14 protein-coding genes and 1 pseudogene are annotated in these 21106 nt (G+C 72.1%); 1 reads left to right on the forward strand and 14 read right to left on the reverse strand.

Going from position 1 to position 21106, the window contains the following annotated elements:
- The first annotated feature begins 18 nt into the window (after window positions 1-18).
- The gene (locus ACEN8D_RS03840; RefSeq protein WP_071296251.1) at window positions 19-1011 is read left to right on the forward strand and encodes an asparaginase; all 993 of its coding nucleotides are present in this window, start codon (window positions 19-21) and stop codon (window positions 1009-1011) included.
- Between the two features lie 32 nt (window positions 1012-1043).
- Here ACEN8D_RS03840 and ACEN8D_RS03845 read toward each other — a convergent pair whose 3' ends face one another.
- From ACEN8D_RS03845 to atpD, 14 genes and pseudogenes are all read right to left on the reverse strand, one after another.
- Window positions 1044-1826, reverse strand: coding sequence for a Rossmann-fold NAD(P)-binding domain-containing protein (locus ACEN8D_RS03845; protein WP_413461323.1), 783 nt, complete (start codon window positions 1824-1826; stop codon window positions 1044-1046).
- A 98-nt stretch (window positions 1827-1924) separates the two neighbouring features.
- Window positions 1925-3718: an FHA domain-containing protein gene (locus ACEN8D_RS03850; RefSeq protein ID WP_495601242.1), complete on the reverse strand. Its 1794-nt coding sequence runs from the start codon at window positions 3716-3718 to the stop codon at window positions 1925-1927.
- A 3-nt stretch (window positions 3719-3721) separates the two neighbouring features.
- Window positions 3722-3790: pseudogene (locus tag ACEN8D_RS03855) on the reverse strand (zinc-ribbon domain-containing protein); the annotation flags it as partial.
- Complete coding sequence (locus ACEN8D_RS03860) at window positions 3787-6285, reverse strand: transglutaminaseTgpA domain-containing protein (RefSeq protein WP_413461321.1); 2499 nt, start codon at window positions 6283-6285, stop codon at window positions 3787-3789. The pseudogene ACEN8D_RS03855 and the gene ACEN8D_RS03860, both read right to left, overlap by 4 nt.
- Window positions 6282-7697, reverse strand: coding sequence for a DUF58 domain-containing protein (locus ACEN8D_RS03865; protein ID WP_083294951.1), 1416 nt, complete (start codon window positions 7695-7697; stop codon window positions 6282-6284). Before ACEN8D_RS03865 ends, ACEN8D_RS03860 begins: the two co-directional genes overlap by 4 nt.
- Window positions 7694-8665, reverse strand: coding sequence for an AAA family ATPase (locus ACEN8D_RS03870; protein ID WP_070416281.1), 972 nt, complete (start codon window positions 8663-8665; stop codon window positions 7694-7696). The genes ACEN8D_RS03865 and ACEN8D_RS03870 overlap by 4 nt, the downstream gene beginning before the upstream one ends.
- A gap of 68 nt (window positions 8666-8733) precedes the next feature.
- On the reverse strand, window positions 8734-14607 hold the full coding sequence (locus tag ACEN8D_RS03875; protein ID WP_413461320.1) for an Ig-like domain-containing protein: 5874 nt from the start codon (window positions 14605-14607) through the stop codon (window positions 8734-8736).
- On the reverse strand, window positions 14580-15992 hold the full coding sequence (locus ACEN8D_RS03880; RefSeq protein ID WP_413461319.1) for a serine/threonine-protein kinase: 1413 nt from the start codon (window positions 15990-15992) through the stop codon (window positions 14580-14582). The genes ACEN8D_RS03875 and ACEN8D_RS03880 overlap by 28 nt, the downstream gene beginning before the upstream one ends.
- 129 nt (window positions 15993-16121) lie before the next feature.
- The gene (locus ACEN8D_RS03885) at window positions 16122-16943 is read right to left on the reverse strand and encodes a PP2C family protein-serine/threonine phosphatase (protein ID WP_070416284.1); all 822 of its coding nucleotides are present in this window, start codon (window positions 16941-16943) and stop codon (window positions 16122-16124) included.
- A 3-nt stretch (window positions 16944-16946) separates the two neighbouring features.
- A complete protein-coding gene (locus ACEN8D_RS03890; RefSeq protein WP_413399894.1) occupies window positions 16947-17855 on the reverse strand; it encodes a hypothetical protein in 909 nt (302 codons plus the stop codon).
- Window positions 17856-17909: 54 nt separating this feature from the next.
- Window positions 17910-18467 (reverse strand): hypothetical protein, encoded by a 558-nt coding sequence (locus ACEN8D_RS03895; protein ID WP_413461450.1) that lies wholly within the window; start codon window positions 18465-18467, stop codon window positions 17910-17912.
- 109 nt (window positions 18468-18576) lie between these two features.
- Window positions 18577-19350, reverse strand: coding sequence for a YaaA family protein (locus tag ACEN8D_RS03900; protein ID WP_413398671.1), 774 nt, complete (start codon window positions 19348-19350; stop codon window positions 18577-18579).
- Entirely contained in the window at window positions 19347-19610 is a 264-nt protein-coding gene (locus ACEN8D_RS03905) for a F0F1 ATP synthase subunit epsilon (protein ID WP_022905458.1), read from the reverse strand. Before ACEN8D_RS03905 ends, ACEN8D_RS03900 begins: the two co-directional genes overlap by 4 nt.
- 1 nt (window position 19611) lies before the next feature.
- A complete protein-coding gene (gene atpD / locus ACEN8D_RS03910; RefSeq protein ID WP_022905457.1) occupies window positions 19612-21066 on the reverse strand; it encodes a F0F1 ATP synthase subunit beta in 1455 nt (484 codons plus the stop codon).
- Between the last annotated feature and the right edge of the window lie 40 nt (window positions 21067-21106).

The following is a 21106-nucleotide window of genomic DNA, read 5'->3' on the forward strand; positions in this document are numbered from 1 at the left end:
GATCAGTACGATTGCGGCATGACGGTGCTCTCCGACGTCCACACTGACCGCCATCCTCTCACCGCCGAGGGGTCGGTCGAACTGGCGGTCCTCGACCGCAACGGGTTCGACGAGAGCCGACACGTCGGTGCCGGGGTCGTCGTCGCCGCGGACGGCACCGTGATCGACGCCGTCGGTGACGTGCAGGCCAGCGTCTACCCCCGCTCCACGATGAAGCCCTTCCAGGCGCTCGCGGTCCGCCGTGCCGGAGCCGTGTTCTCCGACGAGGAGCTCGTCCTCACCACCGCGAGCCACGCCGGCACCCCCGCGCACCAGGCCATCGCGCTGCACATGCTCGAGTCGTACGACCACGTCGAGTCGGACCTCGGCTGCCCGCCGGACATGCCGTTCGACCGCGCCACCGCCCGCACCATGACCGAGCCGAGGCGCCTCGCGATGAACTGCTCCGGCAAGCACGCGGGCATGCTCGCGGCGTGCCGGGTGAACGGCTGGGACGAGGAGACCTACCTCGAGATGGCGCACCCGCTGCAGCAGCGCGTCCGCGAGACCGTCGAGGAGTTCACCCACGAGACCGTCGACGTCGTCGGGACCGACGGGTGCGGGGCCCCGGTGTTCCCCCTGACGCTGGCCGGACTCGCCCGGGGCTTCGCCGGTGTCGTCGCGCGCGCCGAGTCCGACACGGCAGCGCTCACCGACGCGGTGCTCGACCACCCGTGGGCCATCGACGGCATCGGACGGGCGAACACGGTGACGATCGAGCGACTCCGGGTGCTGGCGAAGCTCGGTGCCGAGGGCGTCATGGTGATGGGCCTGCCCGGTGGTGCAGCGGTCGCGGTCAAGACCCTCGACGGCGCGCAGCGGTCCGGGACGCTCGCGGCCCTCACGCTGCTCGAGCGCAACGGCATCGTGGACGCGGCAGGGGTCGCGGACGTCATGGCGGCCACGGGCGAGCAGGTGCTCGGTGGCGGGGTGCCGGTGGGGACGCTGCGGGCGGGGTCCGGGCTGCGCTGAGGGCGGGGTCGTGGGAAGACCCCGTGCCGGGGTCATCCGGGTTCGTCCAGCTGCAGTTGCGGGAGTGCCGGTGCCACGGGGGTACCCCGCCGTTCGTGCGGGTGTCGGACGGTGCATCCGTGGCGGGTGACCTCGACGGCGACGTCCCAGTGCCGGGGCAGGACGCTGAGGCCGGGTACGAGGACCACGGTCGTGCGGGTCGGCGGGCACGCCCGGTCCGGGCGCTCGGGGCTCGCTGCGCGGGGTGGGCGCTCGGGGCTCGCTGTGTGGGCTGGGCGGTCGACCACGACAGCGGCCGTGCCGGAGGGCATCGCCGGACAGTGATCGCTGCCCGCAGCCACCACCGCGCGCGCTTCGGGACCGCACGCGGCTCGGACCTCGTCGTCCGGACCAGCCACGGCGCGGACCTGCGCCGCGAGGGCCCGGAACACCGCCAGCGCGAGCACGCCGGACCCGACCACGACGATGTGGGGCCGCGACCGGTCGTCGACGGCGAGCTCACAGCCGTTCGACGCCGTGCCGAGGACGATGGGCCGCCGGTGCGTCCCCGTCCCGACGGTCTCGTCCTCGGCGCCCGGCGGTCCGGACGACGTCGGCACCAGGACCGCCACGTCCGCCACGTCCGCCCCGCACTCGGCGCCGCGGGAGCGACGGACCCTGGTCGCGCGGACCACGAGGACGTCGAGCACCGCGCAACACCCCGCCGCTCCGAGGAGCACCGCGCGCGACGGCCACTCGACCGGCACGACGAGCCCCACCACGAGCAGCACCACCGCTGCGCCGACCAGGGTGCAGCGGGCGGTGAAGGGGGTCATGCCTCCAGAGCACCACACGACCCCGGTGCCACCGACGCTCAGCCACCGAACTGTGGAGAGCGCTGACGATCACACCGCTGTGGAGGACTCCCCCGCCGTCACTGCACGAGGAAGAACTGCTCCCCGATGTCCACCCGCGCGCCGCGCTCGACTCGGTACCGGCGGCCCGGCTCGCAGCGACGGATCGACCCGTCGATGTGCCGGACGACGGTGCCGTTGCCCGAGAACCGGTCGGACACCCACAGGTCGTCGCCGTCGCGCCCGAGCTCGAGGTGGGTCTTCGACACGGACTTGCCCGGGTCGTGGACGGTCAGCAGGTCGTCGAACCGTTCCCCGGGCTGGGGGCGCGGGAGTCGTCCGACGAGGCCGGTGCCGTGCACGCCGAAGCGCTCCCCGGTGCTGAAGTGCAGCACGAAGGGCGCACGGGTCGGGGTCGCGGAGACGATGCGGGTCTCGTCGACGTCGTCCTCGAGGTCGCCGTCGGCGCTCGTCGGAGCGTCGATCACCGACGGTGCCGGGCGCGCGGCGTCGTCCACCCCGGGCAGCGGCGGCAGCGGCGCTGCCATCGGTACTCCGATCGCGCCGCTGTCCTGTGCTGATGGTGCGGAGGACGGGACGGTCGCGGAACCGGGAACGGGCGGGACGAAGGGTGTGCCGACGGCTGGTGACTCGTGCTCCGGGGCCGCGTGCAGACCGCGCGGTCGGGGCGGGGTGTCGCCGGCGGGTGCACCGTCGCCGCCACCGTTCACCCACGAGGGGAGGACACCGGCGGAGCCCTCGGCGCCGTCGTCGGCGACCGCAGGCTCCGGCAGCGCATCGCCGTCACGCACGACGTCCGGCGCTGCGTCGTCCGACACCTCGGCGACGTCGTCGTCGGTGACCTCGTCGTCCGTCGCGTCCGCCGCGTCGTCCGGAGCGTCAACCGCGTCGTCGGGAGTCTCGGCGGCGTCGTCCGCCGCCCAGTCGGGTCGGTCCATCGGGAGCGGCACGATGGGTCCGGTGAACGCCGCGGTCACGGCGGGCCGCACGGCGCCGCACTCGGCACAGAAGATGTCGTCGGGCTCGAGACGGTGCCCGCACACGTGGCACGTCGTCGCCTGCGAGCCCGGAGTGACCAGCGGTGCCGGGCGCGGCGGGCGTCGGTCGACCAAGGGCTCGACGACCGCGGTGTCACCGGGCTGCGGCGGGGAGACGACCGCGTCCGGAGCACCGGCGGTGTCGGGAGTCGCGTCCGCGGCGTCGGCAACGGAGTCGTTCGCAGCCGTGGATCGTCCGACCCACCACGAGGGCCCGGACGGCGCTGGTGCAGCGGCCTGCTCTGCTGGCGGTGCCCAGCGCTGGGCAGCTGGGCGCTCGGCGATGCGGGTGACCTCGGGGTCATCCCCCTCTGGCGAGGCGGAGGCCGAGACGGCGTTCGAGTCCGCCGCGTCGGCGTCGGACGGGTACGCGTCCGGGTCGAGCGGCGGCTCGGGCGGCTGCGGCGTGAACGGCACCTCCGGCGCACGCGGAGCGATCGGCTCGTCGGTCTGGGACGGCTCCGACGGCTCCGACGGCTCCGACGGACGAGCAGGCTCCGACGGGCCGACCCCACCCGGCTGCTGCCCGGACCAGTCGGTCAGCCCGGAACCGCTCCCGTGCACGTGGCTCGGCGCCGTCCGGGGCGTGAAGTCGTCGGGACGCTCGACCGGCACGGCCGCAGGCTGCTGCTCGCCACCACGGTCCGCACCCGTCAGCCAGGCACGGGTCGCGGGGTCGAGGGTCGATTCGGGCAGCCAGGCTTCGGCCGCCGGGTCCTGGCGGCGTCCGTGCAGGTCCGGCTGCTGGAGCGGCGGCGGCGGTGCCTGCTCGACGGGGGGCGTCGCGACCGGGCGCCGACTCGCCGCAGCGGTCACGGCGCGTCCGCACTCACCGCAGAAGATGGCTCCGTCCGGGAGCGTCGATCCGCAGTGTTCGCATCTGATCACGTGTTCCGCCTGTCCTCACTCGGCCGTCCACGACGCTCGCCGGCCTGCACGCCATCGTAGTCGCGCCCTCCAGCGGCTCCCTGGCCACCTGTGGAGCGTCGGCCCCGGACCGTCACCGCGGAGGCGACCGATGCCCGCGCAGACCGGGTGGCGTCGACGACTCGGAGCGAGCGCAGGGACACCGCCGCGCGGATCCGTTCCTTGCGGGTCCGACCGGCCCGCAGGCTCGTGATCGCGTCGTCCGTCGCCGACCACATCCGGTCGGCAGCGGTGCCGTCGGCCTCGCTCGGCCCGAAGACGGACCGGTCGGCCAACGCCGCGAGTCCGGTGCCGCCCTCCCCCGGAGCTCCCACGACGGCCTCGCGGCGGGTCGCTGCCCGCGCGACGTCGTGACCCCGGTCGACCAGGGCATCGCGGTACTCGTCCCACGCCCCGACGATCCGGGCACGAGGCGTCGGGGCTCGGCGCCGGCGACGACGACGGATCCGCTTGAGCAGCACGATGACGCCGAACGGCAGCAGCACGAGCGCGGCGAGCCCCAGCACCCCGAGGGCCCACGGCAGCACGGCGAGCAGGATCTGCAACCAGAGCGGCTGCACCGGCGGCGTGTTGCGGTCGCTCTGCGGCGGCGCCTGCTGCGACTGGTCCTGCTGCTCGGCCGGGGGCGGCGGCACGACCGTCTCCGGGCGCGTGACCGGCTGCGGCGTCTGCTGCTGCTCGTCCGGGATCTCACGGACGGCGGGGTTCGGGTCGATCATGACCCACCCCCACTGCGCCGTGTCGACCTCGACCCGCGCGGTGACGTCGGACCCGCGGAACGTCGTCGTCCCGCCCGAGGTCGCGCTCCGGCCCGCTCCGCCGCCCGCGTCGCCGCCGGCGGTGAACCCCATGACCATGCGCGCCGGGAAGCCGAGCTGGTCCGCCATCAGCGCCGCCGCGGCGGCGTACTGCTCCTGGTCGCCGATCATCAGCGGCGACGTCAGGAGCTCCTGGATGCGATCGGCACCGTGCCCGGAACGACTCGCTCGGTCGTCGCCGACGCCGTGGCTGACGTACCCGTTGCGCTTGAGCGCCTGCACCATCGCCACGAGCTTCGCACCGTCGGTGTCGGCATCGCCGGAGTAGGCGTCCACGGTGTCCCGCACCGCGTCGGGGACCGACCGCGGCGTCGGCACCGAGGCGCTCCCCGGGCGTGCGGACGCGAGCTGCTCGTCCGTCGGTTGGTCCGGCACGACGGCGGTCAGGTCGTACCGGGTGCCGTCACCGACGCCACCGACGACCGCTCCGGTCGCGGTGGAGCCGTTGTAGAAGAACGCACCGCGCTCCTTCTCGGCGCCGGACCCGGTGAACTCGACCCGTTCGAGGTCGCCCACCGTCGGCAGCCACACCCCGCTGTACCCGTCGACCCGGACACCGACGCGCACGGTCGTCCCCTCGACGCCCCGGACGTCGACCGAGGTCGGGACGCGCTCGAAGGTCCCGGACGCCGTCGATCCGTCCGACCCGCCGACGCGGTAGACGACCCCGTCGTAGGTGTCGAGCGTCGCGATCCGGACGAACCCGTTCTCCGGCAGCCCCGTGACCGTGAGCTGCGGCGTGTTCGACGCGGTGTCCTCCTCGTAGGCGCGGAAGCCGCTGAGCGGACTGACGTAGTCCCGCGGGTCGAACGGCTTCACCACGTCGGTCCGGGCGACGGTCCGGCCGACGGACGGCGGAGCGACGAGCCCCAGTCCGGTCGCGACGACCGCCGCGGCGACGATGGTCCCCGTCCCGACGAGCGCCGGCCGGATCACCGAACGCGCCACCGGCACGCGGGACCCGATGGTCGTCGCGACGGCCACGGCACGCCGTGCGTGCCGCACCGTCAGCGCCCACACCAGCGCGATCCCGGTGAGCGCGACGGCCGTCACGATCGACGTGTCGAGCCGACCGGGTCCGACGACCACACCGGCCGCGAAGACCACCAGCGCCGGGATGCTGGCGAGTTCCTGCCTGGAGGCGCGGGTCGCCACGCTCACGCCGGTCACCGTGGCGACGAGCAACGTCGCGAAGTACGGCACGAGCAACGACTCGTAGGAGCCGACCGGCAGGCTGATGGTCACCAGCTGCTTCCAGCCGAGGGCGACGCCGGCGAACAGGTCGACGAGTCCCTGGCCGGTCGGCAGGATTCCGTTCGCCTCGCCCGGCACCGCTGCTGGCACGCCGGTGAGCGCGAACGCTGCGACCGTGGCGACGGCGACGACCGCGGTCGGCAGCCGGAACACCGTGCCCAGGAGCGCGACGAGCGTGCCGAACACCACCGCGGTGACGGCGGCGACGATCATCGCGTCGTCGCGGTAGACGGGCCACCAGGCGACGCTCGCGACGGCGAGGACCAGCCACACCGCGAGCGTGCCACCCACGAGCCGGAAGGGCGAGAGGCGGCGGGCGACGCGGCGGGCATCGCGCCGGACCGTCTTCCGTGCCCGGGTGTCCGGGCCCGCTGCGACGCTCATGCGGCCGACGCCGATCGGTGCAGCGCGTGGCGGAGGTCGTCGAGGTAGCCGATCGTCATCACCGTCAGGCCCGCCACACGCAGGAACCGGGGCTGGGCCTCGGGCTCGCAGATCACCGCGACGACCTCGACGCCGACCGGGAATCGCGTCGCGGCCAGTCGCAGCGCCGGCAGCTCGACCGTCGAGCCGACCACCAGGAAGGCCACGGAGATGCCCGCGGTGTCGGTGCCGACGATGCGCGCGACCTCGGCGATCGGCAGGCAGGCGTCGGCGAGTCCGACGGACGCGAAGTCGTCGAGCAGGCGGGTGGGCGTCACGGTGGGCAGCGGGTGCACGGCGTACACGGGGCGCTTGGCGAACTCCGGCGTCCGCTCCGACACCACCACGGTGACCTCGCGGCCGTCGCGGATCGCGCGTGCGCCGAGCGACGCTGCCGCGCTCACCGCGAGCTCGAACTCCTCGTCGTCGGCGAACTCGGCACGCGAGAGGCCGAGGGCGACCACGAGGTGCGACCGGCGGGTGTCCTCGAACTGGCGCACCATCAGCGCACCGGACTTCGCCGTGGACTTCCAGTGGATCGTGCGGGGGTCGTCACCGGGCATGTACTCCCGGATGGCGTGGAAGGCGATGTCGGACGGCGACAGGTCGGTCGTCGCCTGCCCCTCGAGGTCCCGCACCAGGCCGGTGCTCGTCGACGGGATCGCGATCGTCCGCGGGTGGACGATGACCTGCTCCCGGGCCGTCCAGACGATCTCGCGCCGGACCAGGCCGACCGGGTCCGCTCGCACACCGGTCACCGGACCGACGTCGAGCACGCCGCGCCGGACCGTCGGCACCGGGACCTCGCGCTCGAACGTACCGCGCGGGCCGATCGACGGGATCGCCACGTCCACCAGCCCGGACCCGACCGGCACCTCGACCGTCGTCGGGACCGAGGGGAACCGCACCGGGTTCTCCGCCGTGACCACCACGCCGGCGGCATCGCCCACCGCCACCCGGTGCTGCGGCAGGCGCATCCGGATCACGAGCCGCGAACGGCCGATGAGCGCGACCGCAGCGACGACCACGAGGAGCGCCCCCGCGAAGCCCACGACGACGACCTCGCGCAGGCCGAACCGGTAGCCGAGCACGAACGCGACCAGCGTGAGCGCCGCGACCGTCCACCCGAGGCCGGTGACCACGGACGAGACCTCTGCCCACCCACGCTTGACGAGCCTCCAGGCCGTCGACCAGGCCCTGGCGAGACCGACGACCGCGTCCGCTGCCACGCCGTCCCGGTCGCCCACCAGGCGCGTCCGGACGTTCGTGAGGCCGGCGACCGTCCCGGTGCGCTCGTAGGCCGTCGAGCCGCGACGCGACCGCGTCGAGGACGGACGGCGCGAGCGCGTCGAGACGGGCCGGCGGTCGGTCACGACCCGGCCCGGTCCGCCGGCGGCGGGGTCTCGACCAGCAGTTGTGCGATGACGCTCGTGGCGCTGACGCCGTCGAACTCGGCCTCGGCGTCGAGGACCAGGCGGTGCGCGAGGATCGGCACCGCGAGTGCCTTCACGTCGTCCGGCGTGACGTAGTGGCGACCGGCCAACGCCGCGAAGACGCGGGAGGCGCGCATGAGGCCCATCGCACCGCGGACGCTGACGCCGAGCCGGACCTCGCTCGCCGAGCGGGTCGCGTCGACCAGTCGGGCCACGTAGTCGGCGATCACCGGGTCGACGTGGACCGAGCGCGCCAGCGTCGCCATCTCGGTGATCGTGGCCGCGGGCACGACACTCGCGAGCGGCACCGAACTCGACGGCGCCGACGACGTCTCGAGGATCTTCACCGTCGCGGCGTGGTCCGGGTACCCGATCGACGCCTTCATGAGGAAGCGGTCGAGCTGGGCCTCCGGCAGGCGGTACGTGCCGGCCTGCTCGACGGGGTTCTGGGTCGCGATCACCATGAACGGCGCCGCGAGTCGGTGGTTCACGCCGTCGACCGTGACGGCGGACTCCTCCATCGCCTCGAGCAGCGCCGACTGGGTCTTCGGGCTCGCACGGTTGATCTCGTCAGCGAGCACGATGTTCGAGAAGATCGGGCCCCGGTGGAAGTCGAACTCCTGGGTCTTCTGGTCGTAGACGCTGATGCCCGTGATGTCGCCCGGCAGCAGGTCCGGCGTGAACTGGATGCGGTTCGTCGAGCCCTGCACGCTCTGTGCCATCGCCCGCGCCAGGCTCGTCTTGCCCGTACCGGGGACGTCCTCGAGCAGGAGGTGCCCCTCGCTGAGCATCGCCGTGACCGCGAGGCGGATCACGAACGTCTTCCCGAGGAGCACCTGCTCGACGTTGGTCACGATGCGGCCTGCGACGTCGGCGAACCAGGTGGCCTGCTCCGGGGTCATGCTCATGCGGTGTCGTTCCTCGTTCTCGGGGATGGCGTAGGGGCAGCGTACGGTCAGAGGACCACGGAAGGGCGTCAGCCCGCCGATGCTGAGTCCGGTTGAGGGTCGGCGGCCTGCGTTGCCGGCTCAGCAGGGTACGTCCAGGTGTCAGTCTGACCAGCGATGGTCACTCTGATGGACACGGTCGTGGTTGTAATCGGAGATAGCGCCGATGTCGGCACGATCGAGCTGGTCGTGTAGGCCACGCCCTTGTCGTCGGCAGCGCGTCCGTCGAAGGACACCTGGTACTCGGGCGCTGCGCCACCGTTCGACGGGTCCTGCACGCGCAGCGCTTTCCCTTCCACCGGCTGCTCGACGTTCGGCTTGGTGATCACCGGCGTCACCGAGTTCGACTTCGACGACGGGTCTCCGCAGTAGTCGTACCCGGGCCCTCGGCAACCCTGAATCTCCGCGACGACCGCCGCGCCGTACCCCAGCGCAGCCGTTGGTCCATTGGGGGCGTCCTGCCAGTCACCACCGTTGAACCGGATCCTGTAGTGGTCTACCCGACCCAAGCTCACTCCGTAACCGGAGACGACAACTTGGTAGACGCCATTGTCGTTGTCCGTCTTGGTCACACGGAGCGACGGAGTCGATGCAGCTCCGGGCTTTTCGTAGTTGGTTACGGACGACGTTGCTTTGCTGACGCTGCAGAAACCGAGCGAGTTGGACGCGACCACCACGTATGAAGTCGTGGTTCCGTCGTCCGTGTCGGTGTCGCGCAGGGTTCCACCCTCCGAACCCGTCCTGTCGACCTCACGACCGCCACTGATGGGACCGCACGAGACCTGCCCTTGGACCCTGACGAGCGCGTAGCTCTGAACGGGTGCTCCCTGACCGTCCGCTTTCGAGTAGTCGATACTCACGATGGTGCGCCCGGTGGAACTGTCGAGGTTCGGAGTACCGACCGACACGGCGGTCGGCACGCCCACGGCAGAGCCTGTCGCCGCCGCCGAGTTCCACTGCACGACCGTGCCGTTGCGGTCAGCGCCGTTCCGCGCCGAGATGGTCACCTTGTACTGCGCCCCGCTCTGCGCCCCCGTGAAGGAGGTGTTCGTGGCCGTACCCGTGCTGCGTGTCGTCGACAGGTCCGGCCCCTCGATCGAGACGACGTAGTTGTCCACGGCGCTGCCGTTGTTCGGCGCCGCGACCGCGTTCCAGGTCACGTCGAGCTGGTTCGGCGTGCTCTTGCTCGGGGTGACGCTGATGCCGGTGGGCGGCGCGGGGACGAAGTCGGCGCTGATCGGCGCGGAGTTCGCGGAGGCGGCCGAGTCGCCGACGGCGTTCGTGGCCACGACGGAGAACTGGTACGAGCCCTTCGGGTCGAGCCCCTTGATCGTGCAGACCGTCGCCGTACCGCAGTCCTTCGACACCCCGTTCGTGCCCTGCAGGCGGTACCCGGTGATGGGCGAGTTGTTCGCCTGCGGCGTCGACCACGTCAGGGTCGCCTGCCCGCCTTCGTACGATCCGGTGCGGGTGGGAGCACCGGGTGCGTCCGGGACGTCCTGCACCGAGATCGTCACGTCGCCCCACACGTACCGGTCCGGATCGTCGGTGGCGTCGGCGACCTGGTACTGCAAGTGCGTGTCGACGGGCTTCGCACTGTCGGAGACACTGACCTGCAGCCGCGACTTGTCGGCGCTCGGTGTGACGGTCACGCCGCCGGGGAGCCCGCCGCCGAGGCCGCGGATGTTCACGACGCGCAACCGCTGGCCAGGGAACGGGTTCGTGGGCTGGTCGTTGGCGAGGACGTCGATCGTGGTCGTCTGGCCACGCTTCGTGACCGACTTGTCCGCCCCCGGCTGCACGAGCGGCCGCGTCGAGGCGACGACGTCGACGCTCACGACCCCGGACCGGCCGGCGTTGGCGTCGTCGGCGACCCCGATCCCGATCGAGGCGGTCGTGTTCTTCTTCGCGGTGTCGGCGACCTTGATCGTCAGGTTCTGCCCGCTGATCGTGGCGGTGGTGCCGTCGCTCGGCTTGCTGACGACGGAGTACTTGAGCTCGGGGAGGTCCTGCGGGTACGGGTAGTCGGTCAGCTTGCTGAGGTCGATCGTGCGCGACTCCCCCGGCTGCATGTCGACGGCGGAGCCGGTGAACGCCGGCGGCTGGTTGGACCGGGGCGTGACCTTGACCGGCAGCACGAGCGTCGCGACGCGTCCCTTGCCGCCGTTGGCGTTCGAGCCGTCGGTGACCTCGAACGAGATGGAGGCGTTCCCGTAGTAGAGCTTCGACGAGGTGAACTGCAGCGTCGAGGAGTCGACGACGAGACTCTGCCCGTTCGCGTGCGTCGCCTTCACCGTGCCGCGGTCGGTGATCTTCGCGGTCTGCCCGTTCGCCGTGACCACGTACTTCGACAGCGGGATCCGGACCGTCGCCTCGCTCTTCACCGTGATCGCGCCGGCGGTCCGGTTGACCTGCGGCAGGGCGTCGTCGAAGCCGGGCACGTGGATGAACCCGTAGGAGACGATGTCCGGGTGGTCCACGCGGGCGACCGAGAACGGGATCACCTGCGAGTCGTCGGAGAGCCGGACGACGATGCGTCCGTCGTCGGTGGTGCGGGCGTTGTCGCCGTAGCCGTCGACGACACCGACCTTCAGGTCGGCCGTGGTCCCCTCGGCGAAGAAGACGTTCTCGAGGACGTCGACCGTGACGCTCTGCCGGTGCAGGATGTCCTGCAGGTCGAGCGTGGTGTCGTCGACCTCGGGCCGCAGCGGCTGGGCGTCGGGGTCGACCGTGACGGTGAGGAAGGCCGTGCTCGCCCCGCCGTTCTCGTTCGTCACCGTGTACAGCACCGCGTAGTCGCCGTTCTTCGCGGTCTTCGGCGGTGTGACCCGGATCTGCTGCTTCTGCAGGATCTTGGCGGAGACCGACTCGGCGGTGGGCTCGGCCTTCGTGACGGTGAGCTGCCCGCCCTCGGGGTCGGAGTCGTTCTGCAGGACCCGCACGGTCACCGAGCCGCCGGGCCGGATGGTCACGTGGTCGGCTTCGGCGACGGGGTTCGACGCCTGTTCCGCGCGGGGCGCGATGCCGACACGCACGGTGCCGGTCGCACGGGCGCCGAGCGCGTCGACGACCGTGTACGTGAACTCGTCGGTGCCAGCGGAGTAGTCGCCGGCCTCGTACGTCAGCGAGTCGGACGACACGTCGGCGACGGAGCCCTTGTCGGGGTTCGAGGCGACACCCACGAGCTGCACCGAGTCACCGTCGGGGTCGATCCCGTTCAACGGGATGGACACCCGGACGGACTGCCCGGCGACGACCCGCGCGGTCACCGTCTGCGGGACGGGCGGGTTGTTCGTCGCGGCGTCCTGCTCGCGCACCGAGATCGAGACGGTCGCGTCGGCGTACTGGCCGTCGGGCCCGGCGACCCGGTACACGGCGGTGTAGTTGCCCGGGGTCTTCGGGGCGAGGTACCGCAGGTGGTCGCCCGAGACGAACAGCAGGCCACCGTCGCCGGGGACGTTCTGCACGAGGTCGGGCTGCAGCGTGAGCGGCTCCCCCTCGGGCTGGGTGTCGTTGTCGAGCACGTCGATGTTCGCCACGTCGCCGACCCGCACGGTCGCGGTGTCCGGCTGCGCCACGGGCGGCTGGATCCGGTCCGGCTTCGGGATCTCGACGACCGTTATCGTGCCGGTCGCCGAGGCGAGTCCGTTCGTCTCGGTGTAGTCGAAGGAGACCGGACCGTCGAGCGGCGCGGTGAGCGTGACCCGGACGGTGTGCTGGTCGAGGATGCTCGCCTCGACCCCGGAACCACGGCCCGGACCGTCGAGCGCGGTCACGAGCAGCACGCCGCCGGCCGGGTCGATGTCGGTGGCGGTGACGTCGGTGTCCTTCGTCGACAGGGTGTTGACGAACACGGTCTTCGGCGTCGTGATCGGCGCGGTCGAGGCGTCCGGCGGGGCGAGGATCGTGACCCGCACGATGCCGCTCGTCGTCTTCGTGCCGTCGGTCACGGTGTACTCGAGCTGGTGGTCCCCCGCGCCGGCGCCCTGCACGCGGAACGTGCCGGAGTCGTAGCTCGGGGTGACGGTGAGGCCGGTCGACGACGACACGCTCGTGAGCGTGACGGTGCCGTTCCCGCCGCGGACGTGGTCGAGCGGGTCCACCGTGAACGCCTTGCCCGCGTACCCCTGCACGGGGAACGGGTCGGCGTAGAGCGGCACGCTGCCCTGCTTCGCCACGTGGACCGTGACCGAGCCCCGACCGTCCGCACGCCCGTCGCTCACGACGAGCTGCACGGCGCGGTCACCGGTCCGCGCGCTCGCGTTCCGGTAGTCGAGCAGCCCGTCTGGTGTCGTCGACACGCGGTCGCCGTCCGCCGCGGTCGCCGACTTGAGGTACACCGGGTCGCCGTCGGGGTCGACCCAGTCACCGAGCACGTTCGAGACGACGTGCCCGTTCTGCACGACGTCGGCCGAGGTGTCGCGGACCTGTCGGGGCGGGTCGTTCTCGGAGTCGGGGCGGACGGTCACCCGGACGGTGGCGGTGTCCGACCCGCCGTTGCCGTCCGTGATCGTGTACGGGAAGGAGACGGTCCCGGTGGCGCGGCCGGACAGCGTGATCTGGAGGCGCTGGCCGTCGCCGACGATCGCGACGTCGCCGACGGCGTCGTCGATCTTGCCGACCTCGCTCACGACGATCGGGTCGCCGTTCGGGTCGTAGTCGTTCAGCAGGACCGGGAGGCTCGTGGTGCGTCCCGGACGAGCGCCCAGGTCGTCGTCGACCGCCACCGGCGGCTTCTGGTCCTTCTCGACCTCGGGGTCGTCGTCGGACACCTGCTCCTGCTGCTGGTCCTCGTCCTTCTTGATGAGGTCGGCCCAGTTGTCGATGAGCTGTCCGCTCCGGTCGATCGCCCAGGAGCGCCCGCTCTGCGGGTCGTTCGCGACGACCGTCTCGCCGTTGTGCAGGATCTGCAGGTCCCCGGTGCCCGCGGTGCTCGCGAGTCGCTGCAGGCCGGACCCCTTGCAGGTGTCGATCGCCTGCCCGCCGGCCCACGCCGCGTACGTGCAGGAGCCGACGACCATCGGTCGTGCCGCACGACCGGAGACCTGCATCGCAGTGTTGCTGACGTCGCCGGATGCCGAGACACGGACGAGCCCGGCGGTGCCGGCGACGACGACCTCGGACGAGCTGTCCGTCGAGTGCTGCAGGGCGGGTGCACTGCCGACGCGGTCACCGAGGTCGACCGTGCGACCGTCCACCGACATCCGGCCCGAGCTGCGGTCGAGCACGGCCAGGTGGTCCCCGAAGGACGCGACCTGGAAGTCGTCGGCGCGGTCCATCTTCACCGTCCACCGCTTCGCGACCGTCGGCGTGGTGCCGACGTCGACGAGTGCGGCGGTGCCGGTCTTCGGCGAGTAGACGGCGACGTGGTCGTCCGAGGCGTCGAAGACGGCGTCGGCGCCGAGCGTCAGGTCGGCCTTCGTCGACGCGTCGAACTCGCCGAGGTCCTTCGCCGGGGTCGCCCAGAGCTCGCCGGTGTCCCCGTTGCCGATGACCGCCGTGGAACCCGCGAAGAAGACCTGCGGCGTCCCGGCCGGCAGCGTGACCGGGTCGGCCACCGTGGCGTCGGCCACGTCGACCTTCGCGACGGTGCCCTTCGTCTCGTCGACGCTGTACACCGTGGAGCCGCGCTGCAGGACGGACAGGTCGTCGCTCGCGGTCTCGACGGCGGTGTTGAGCTGCAGGACCCCGGTGTTCGCCCGGCCGACCGCACCGTACTCGGCGGACGGCACCCACACGGTGCCGTCACCGAGGTCGACCCGCTGCGTGTGGTACCCGGTCGACGCGATGGCCGCGGTGGCGACGACCGCGCCGACGACGACCGAGGCGCCGACCGTCACCGCTGCGGACCGGTGCTTGGCGAGGAACGCCCGGATCACCCGGCGCTCCCGATCGTGGCGCACTTCTGGGCGCTCGCGACCCCGGTCTTGCCGTCGCGGTTGACCGCGACGGCGATGCACTCCTCGTCGCCCTTCTGACCCGAGACGACGAAGCTGGTGCCGGTCTGCTGGCTCGCCGCACCGTTCGACGAGATGACGTAGGTGTCCCCCGTGCGCAGGCCCGGGTCGGCCCAGGTGAAGGTCACGGACGACGGTGACGGCTCGGCGCGCACGTCGGCGACCACCGGGATCGCGCCGGAGCCCAGGCGACCGATGACGAGCACGGTGGCGACGGCGAGTGCGGCCACCACCACGACCGCGATCGAGGTCGCCCAGACCAACGTCGACCGCGTGCGGCGGCGGGCGCGCGTGACGGAGCCGGTGCGGTGGACGGTGCCGACGCTCTGCGCCGCGGCCCCCGCCGATCCGCCCTGCAGCGCCTTGCGCGTGCGCCGGCGTGCACCCACGCGGGTCGGGGGCTGGAGCTCGCGGATCATCGTCCGGTCACCGTGCGGTGTCGGCATCGCGACGGCCCACGCCTCGACCGCGACGTCCGCCGAGGTCTGCGGGATGCCGAGCTCAGCCTCGACCTGCTGGAACCCACGGACGAGCTCCATGACGGTGGACGGCCGACCGGCGACCTTGCGCGACATCGCGGATGCGAGCAGCCGCTCGAGCGACGGCGGGACGTCGGTCCGCCCGGTGGGCTTCACACCGCCCTTGTCGATGCGCCCCATGAGGTCGGCCGCGCCGTTCTTGCCGCCTCGGACCTCGAAGGGGCTGCGGCCCGCGAGCAGGGAGAAGACCGTCGCCGCGAGCGAGTAGACCTCGGACTGGATCGTGCCGCGGGACTCGTCGATGAGCACCTCGGGCGCGGACCACGGGATCGACATGCCGATCGGCTCGTCGGGGTCGGCCTCGCCGATGGTCGCCGCGATGCCGAAGTCGGACAGCACCGGGTTGCCGTACGCCGTGAGCAGGATGTTCGACGGCTTGATGTCGCGGTGCAGCACGCCTTCACGGTGCGCGGTCTCGAGCGCGGATCCGATGCGGATGCCGATCGCGAGGACCTCGGACACGGGGATCGGCTCGCGGCGGTACCGCTCGCTGAGGGATGACGAGCAGAGCTCCATCACCAGGTACGGCCGGCCGTCGGAGGCCACGCTCGCCTGGAACACCGTGAGGATCGACGGGTGCGTGCTGAGGCGCGCCATGAGGTTCGCCTCGGCCTGGAACATCTGCCGGACGCGGTCGTCCACGACCTCGTCGAGCAGGACCTTCACGGCGACCTGCCGGCGCGGCATGTCCTGCTCGTAGAGGAAGACGTCCGCGAAGCCACCGGAACCGAGGACGTGCACGGGGCTGAAGCCCGCGATGACGGGCGGGGTGGACGGCAGGCGTCGCGCCATCGTCCCCTCCTCCCCGGCCGAGCGGCCAGCTCTCTCGTCACGGCCATGCCATTGTACGAACCGTGGGTGACCGACATTCCGCACACTGCGCGCAGCCCGAGGTCACCCGTCCCCCAGTTCGGGGGGCACTCAGTGCCGCGGCAGCGTGTCCTCCACGTCGCCGTCGTCCGGGGCGTCGTCCACCTGGAGGACGACGACCGTCACGTTGTCCCGACCGCCCGCGACGACCGCGTCGCCCACCAGACGCTCGGCGAGGTCCTGCGCCGCCGGCACGCGTGCGGCGATCCGGGCGATCCCGGCGTCGCCGAGTTCCTTGGTGAGCCCGTCCGAGCACACGATGTACCGGTCCCCCGCACGGAGCGGCAGGGTCCACCAGTCCGGCTCCGGCGGCTCGCCGAAGCCCACGGCCCGTGTGATCACGTTGCTGTCCGGGTGCCGCTCGGCATCCTCGGCGCGGAGGAGGCCGGCGTCGACCATCTCCTGCACGACCGAGTGGTCGACGGTGACGCGTCGGAGGACGCCGCCCTCGATCCGGTAGGTCCGGGAGTCGCCGACGTTGAAGACGAGCGCGGCCGGCTGTCCCTGCGCGGCGACGAGCGCGATGCCGGTGACGGTCGTCCCGGCGCCGATCGCGTTGCCGCCCGCTGCGCGCTCGATGTCGGCGGTGGCGAGCAGGAGCGCCCGCTGGATGGACTGCCGCGTCGTGAACGCGCTCTCCGTCGCCTGCTCGAGGCGGCGGACCACGGCGTCACTCGCACGGTCGCCCGCGAGGTGGCCGCCCATCCCGTCGGCGACGACGAAGAAGGGCGCCCCGACGATGTAGCTGTCCTCGTTGTGGTCACGGCGCCGACCGACGTCGGTCGCGGCTCCCCACGAGAGCGTCAGGGTGGCGCCGTCGGCACCGGGGACGTCGATGGCGTGCGCAGTCGCTGCTCGGCCGAGTTCGGTCACGTTTCAGGATCGCTCTCTGGGGGTTCGGGGCGTGCCGGCGGGTGGGTCGGTCGGCCACGTGGGAAGGGGTGGGAGGTCCCTCGACGACGGTGCGACCCGCAGGTGTGGCGAGAGGACCTCGATCACGTTGCCGTCACCGATCTCGACAACCGTACCCGTCAGCACGACGTTCGACGCACCCGCCGGCATCCGGAACGGCGCCGACCCGGCGGGCCGCACGACGGTCCCGTTGGTGGACCGGAGGTCGTCGACCACGGCGGCTTCGCCCTCGGCGTGCAGCATCACGTGCGACGACGACACCTGGCCGCTCGACGACGGGACGGACACCAGCTCGGGAGCCGGACCGCGCAGGATCCGCGGCAGCGCGGGCCGCCGGCCGACGATGACGGGGTGGTCGAGCCGGATGACGCGGTCGCCGATCCGCACGGACGGCACCCTGGTCGTCGGTGCGGGGACGTCGGACGGGAGGCGCGGCTCGCCCCCGACGGGCGTCCCGCCCTGGGTGGTGGGGTGCGTCCGGGCCCCGACCACGGTGTCGTCGATCGACCCGTCCCCCGGGCGCGGCGCGCGACCGGGCCGCAGCACCGTGTCGTCGAGGGAACCGGTCGCCGGAGCGGCAGGCGCACCCGGCACGGGCGGCACCGGACGGATCACCGTGTCGTCGACGTCCTGCGCTTCCGAGACGCCGTCCACCACCGGCGCGGGCGGCAACGGCGGCACCGGACGGATCACCGTGTCGTCGACCGAGTCGGCGGTCGGAGCGCCCGGGACTCGGGACGCACCGGGGACGGGCGGGACCGGACGGATCACGGTGTCGCCCAACGGGTCGTCCACCGACGCGTGCACCGGTTCGTGGGACGCGGCGGCGCGGGGTCGACGGACGACCGTGTCGTCGATGTCGTCGTCGCGCACCCGGGCCCTCCAAGCGTGGTCGAGACAACCGTAGACGATCCTGTCCGCCGACCGTCATCCACGGTCCCAAGCGGGACCGCTCCCCGCCCGGACCGAGCGCAGCACCAGGCCCGCCAGCGGATCATCCGCCCGGGTGTCGAGGGCGTGCTGCGCCCGCGTCTGTGCCCGCGCGGCGGACCCGAGCGCCCAGGAGCACCACGCCGCCACGGCCAACGCCCCCGCGGCGCCGGCAGCCGAGTCGGCCGACGGGTCCTCCGCACGCCAGTGCCGCCAGGCATCGGCGCACCGGTCACCCGCGGTCCGGAGTCGCGCCCGGTCCGGCTCGGGACCGAACCCGCACAGCGCCGGCGGTGTCGGGTCGGAGAAGGGGTCGAAGGCGGCCACCGCACGGGGCTCGATCGGCCCGGGGTCGGCGAGGAACCGGATCACCGCGAGCCGGGTCGCCAGTGCCCCGCACGCCGTGACGACGGCGATCGACGCACGGCGCGACGACGGTGCGTCGCCGGGCGCGACGAGGGCCGCGCAGGCGGCGGGGAGGGTGACGGCGGCCGCGATCTCGCGCGGGTAGCGCACTGCGGCGTCGGGGTGGCTTCGTGTCGTGACGGGGATCATGCACGTCATCGAAACGCACGCCGCGCCTCCAGGACCCGCCGACGTGGGCACCTGTGGAACGCGACCCGCCCCACCCGTCCTGTGGAGGACGAGCGGGGCGGAACCGGGATCAGACCGTCGCGGGCTCGAGGCTCTCCGCGACGAGGTCCCACGAGCCGTCGTGCTCCTCGAGGACGACACCGTGCGCGCCGGCCCAGTCGAGCAGCTCGGCCGTCGTCGTGGCCGCTGCGCCCGTCCGGGCGAGGAGCGCGACCAGGCGACCCTTCGCGGTCTTGTTCCAGTGGTTCAACGCCTTCCGCCGACCGGATCCGTCGACGCTCACGACGCGCGGGACGACCGCGCCGGCGACGGGGCCGAGTTGCCGGTACCCCTCGGAACGCAGGTCGAGCACGAGCCCGTCCGCCGTGTGTGCCGCGAGCACCCGGGCGGACGGCTCCGGCCAGTGCGACGCGAGCCGGACAGACCCGAGCCGCGAGTCGTGGGAGAGCCGGTAGGCCGGGACGAGATCGCCACCGCGGACGGGACCGAACATCGCGGACTGCACGACCACGTGCTCGAACCACCACGCACGCGTCGCGGCGTCCGCGTCGAGCGAACCGAGCGGGTCGTAGAGCACGCCCGTGTACCGGTCGATCGCCGGCATCGTGCCCGACGTGTCGAGCTCGAGGTTGCGGAACCGCTCCCCGATCGACTTCGGGCCGAGCTTCAGGGCCGTCCGGGCCGAGGACTCCTCGGAACTGACGGAACGGGCCGCGTTGATCACCGCGGCCCGTTCAGCAGCCAGTTCCGGGAACGACAGCGCACGCAGGTCGAGCGTGCGGTCCGTGTCCCCGCCCTCCCGCTTCGTCTCCGAAGGCGGGAGGAGGACGGTCAGTCCGGTCAGGACGCCAGCGCGGCCTGCCGCGCCACGATCGTGACCGTGTCGTGCTCGACCGACAGGAAGCCGTCCTCGGCGTCCGCCGCCACCGTCGAGCCGTCGGCTCGGGTGATGCGGACCTGTCCCTGCGCGAGGGTCGCGAGCAGCGGCTCGTGTCCCGCGAGGATACCGATCTGGCCCTCCGTCGTGCGAGCGACGACCATGGTGGCGTCGCCCGACCAGACCTCGCGGTCGGCCGAGACGACGCTCACGGTGAGTGCCGCCATGTCAGCGGTTCTCCTTCTGGATCTGCGCCCACTTCTCTTCGACGTCGTTGATGCCACCGACGTTGAAGAAGGCCTGCACGGCCACGTGGTCGAACTCGCCGTCGGCGATGGCGCGGAAGGACTCGATGGTGTCCTTCAGCGGGACGGTCGAACCCTCGACGCCCGTGAACTTCTTCGCCATGTACGTGTTCTGCGAGAGGAACTGCTGGATACGACGAGCGCGCTCGACCGTGATCTTGTCCTCTTCGGAGAGCTCGTCGACACCGAGGATGGCGATGATCTCCTGCAGTTCCTTGTTCTTCTGGAGGATCTGCTTGACGCGCGTGGCCGTCTCGTAGTGGTCGGCACCCAGGTAACGGGGGTCCATGATCCGCGAGGTCGACGTCAGCGGGTCGATCGCCGGGTAGAGACCCTGCGAAGCGATCTCACGCGACAGCTCGGTCGTGGCGTCGAGGTGCGCGAACGTGGTCGCCGGCGCCGGGTCGGTGTAGTCGTCAGCCGGCACGTAGATCGCCTGCAGCGAGGTGATCGAGTGACCACGCGTCGAGGTGATGCGCTCCTGGAGCACACCCATCTCGTCGGCGAGGTTGGGCTGGTAGCCCACCGCGGACGGCATGCGACCGAGCAGCGTGGAGACCTCGGAGCCGGCCTGCGTGAAGCGGAAGATGTTGTCGATGAAGAGGAGCACGTCCTGCTTCTGGACATCGCGGAAGTACTCCGCCATCGTCAGCGCCGACAGGGCCACGCGCAGACGCGTTCCCGGCGGCTCGTCCATCTGGCCGAACACGAGGGCGGTCTTGTCGAAGACGCCCGCCTCTTCCATCTCGCCGATGAGGTCGTTGCCCTCACGGGTGCGCTCGCCGACACCGGCGAACACCGACACACCACCGTGGTCTTGCGCGACGCGCTGGATCATCTCCTGGATGAGGACCGTCTTGCCGACGCCCGCACCACCGAAGAGGCCGATCTTGCCACCCTGCACGTACGGGGTGAGGAGGTCGATCGACTTGATGCCGGTCTCGAACATGGAGGTCTTCGACTCGAGCTGGTCGAAGGCCGGGGCCTTGCGGTGGATCGGCCAGCGCTCGGTGATCTCGAGCTTCTCGTCGGTGTTGAGCACGTTGCCCAGCACGTCGAAGACCTTGCCCTTGGTGACGTCGCCGACGGGGACCGAGATCGGAGCGCCCGAGTCACGGACCTCCTGGCCACGGACCAGACCGTCGGTCGGCTTCAGGGAGATGGCGCGGACGAGGTCGTCGCCGAGGTGCTGCGCGACCTCGAGGCCGATCTCCTGCGACGAGTCACCGATGGTGATGGTCGTGAACAGGAGGTTGTACATCTCGGGGATGGCGTCGTGCGGGAACTCGATGTCGACGACGGGGCCCGTGACACGGGCGATCCGGCCGACACCGGGCGCCGACGACGTCTCGACCGCGGTGGTTGCGGTGTCGGTCATGGCTGGTGCCTTCCTGAGGGTGGGTAACTGTCCGCGAACG

The sequence above is a fragment of the Curtobacterium sp. Curtsp22 genome (genome assembly GCF_059492135.1).